The sequence below is a fragment of the Acinetobacter sp. DSM 11652 genome, from assembly GCF_900109815.1.
GTDB lineage: Bacteria > Pseudomonadota > Gammaproteobacteria > Pseudomonadales > Moraxellaceae > Acinetobacter.
Genome location: NZ_FOBK01000033.1, coordinates 1 through 1647, shown reverse-complemented (window position 1 = coordinate 1647; position 1647 = coordinate 1). Strand labels below are relative to the sequence as shown.

At 32.5% G+C, this 1647-nt stretch carries 2 protein-coding genes; both read left to right on the top strand.

The genetic code is table 11. The features are described from left to right. Positions 1-700: RHS repeat-associated core domain-containing protein (locus BMW42_RS14585; RefSeq protein WP_143047429.1), on the top strand; the 700-nt coding region annotated here is incomplete at its 5' end. Between the two features lie 21 nt (positions 701-721). After that, on the top strand, positions 722-1435 hold the full coding sequence (locus BMW42_RS14580) for a tetratricopeptide repeat protein (protein ID WP_092768994.1): 714 nt from the start codon (positions 722-724) through the stop codon (positions 1433-1435). The last annotated feature ends 212 nt before the right edge of the window (positions 1436-1647 follow it).

The window sequence follows — 1647 nt, the reverse complement described above, 5'->3', positions numbered from 1 at the left end:
AGGATTACATTACAACCGTTACAGATATTACGAACCATTTAGTGCACGGTATATAAGTAAAGATCCGATTGGTCTATTAGGTGGTTTAAATAACTTCGCTTTTGTAAGTGATCCGAATCAGTGGATCGATCCAATGGGGTTGCAACTCCAAAAAAGCGATCATGGTTTTAATCATTCAATAGGAGCAAATGATGCACTAAGAACTTATGAAAGAAATCAAAAAAATAGAAAAAATTCCAATAATGGAGTTTCTCCAAATTACGTAACCGCATTGATTGAGAAAGCTGCATCTGGTAAAGCAATGTGTGCTAGTGTTGCAGCTGGTGTAGGGGGGGGGGGATGTGCCAGCTATAAGGGTGATGGAGTCATAGAAAGTAATTTGGAAAGAAGTGTTGGATTGTATGGGGGAGCTGCAATAATGAAGGACAAGAAATATGTTTGGGGAGAAAGGCAAGATGGTAAATATTATGAAGGGTGTGGTGCCACTGGCAAAAAGCAGTATTGTAGTGGAATAAATGATGATCAAACTACATATGGTTATACACAAAAAGCCATTGCTGGTAAAGTAGCTGGAGTCAAGTTGTCAGAAGGCAAGCAAACGACAACAGATCTAAAATTACCACCTATACCTAGACCAGCTGAAGTTCCAAGTAAAATGGGTTATCATACTTTGGATTTAGTAAATCATGGTTTATTCTAACTCTAATGTAGAAGGTTAAGTATGAAAAAAATAAGTTGTGTTATAATTTTTTTAAGCCTTTTATTTATAACGGCATGTCATAATTCTTCTAAAATAACACAAGATAATCAGAAATATGAAGTGCTTATTAAAAAAGCAGAAGGTGGTGATACTGTTGCACAGTATAATTTAGGAGTTTTATATTTAAACGGAGATAATAATTTCAAGAGGAATATTAATGATGCTATATTTTGGTTAAATAAAGCTGCTGAAAATGGTGATTCTGATGCTCAATATAATTTAGGAGTAATTTATAGTAATAATGAATATGGACAATTACAAGATTTGGAAAAATCAAAAAATTGGTATGTTGTATCAGCTCAGTTAAATAATTCTAAAGCATTGAATAATCTTGCAAACTATTATAGGGATGGTATTCAAGTTCCTAAAGATTTAGAAGTGGCTGTAGAAATGTATAGATTATCAGCTAATCAGGGATATTCTGTAGCACAAGTTAATCTAGGAAGTATGTACTTAAATGGATATGGAATTGAAAAAAATATTCATAAGGCATTTGATTTGTTTAAATTAGCAGCTGAACAAGATGATCCTGATGGTCAATATTTAATAGGCAGTATGTATGCTGAGGGACTAGGTGTAAAAAAAGATATCGAATTAGCTAAATTCTGGATAAAGAAATCAGCAGATCAAGGTAATTTAGCTGCAAGACAGCGATTGAATAAGTTGGAGAATTAGGTTCTTTTTAGTCTATTCAGTAATATAGCTTTCAAAAAATAACTTTTATTTATAAAATTAGTAAATGAAAGTTTAGGTATATGATGTTTTAGAATTTTTTTTGAATCAATATATTCCACCAAAACCATGCAGAATATGTATTCGAATACAACAGTTATGGTTATCTCACACGAGAACAAGCCTTTGATGGTGAAGAAAAACACTATAGTTAC

What these genes read in the sequence shown, in the direction of transcription:
- BMW42_RS14580 (WP_092768994.1), top strand. Translation starts at nt 722, where the DNA reads ATGAAAAAAATAAGTTGTGTTATAATTTTTTTAAGCCTTTTATTTATA.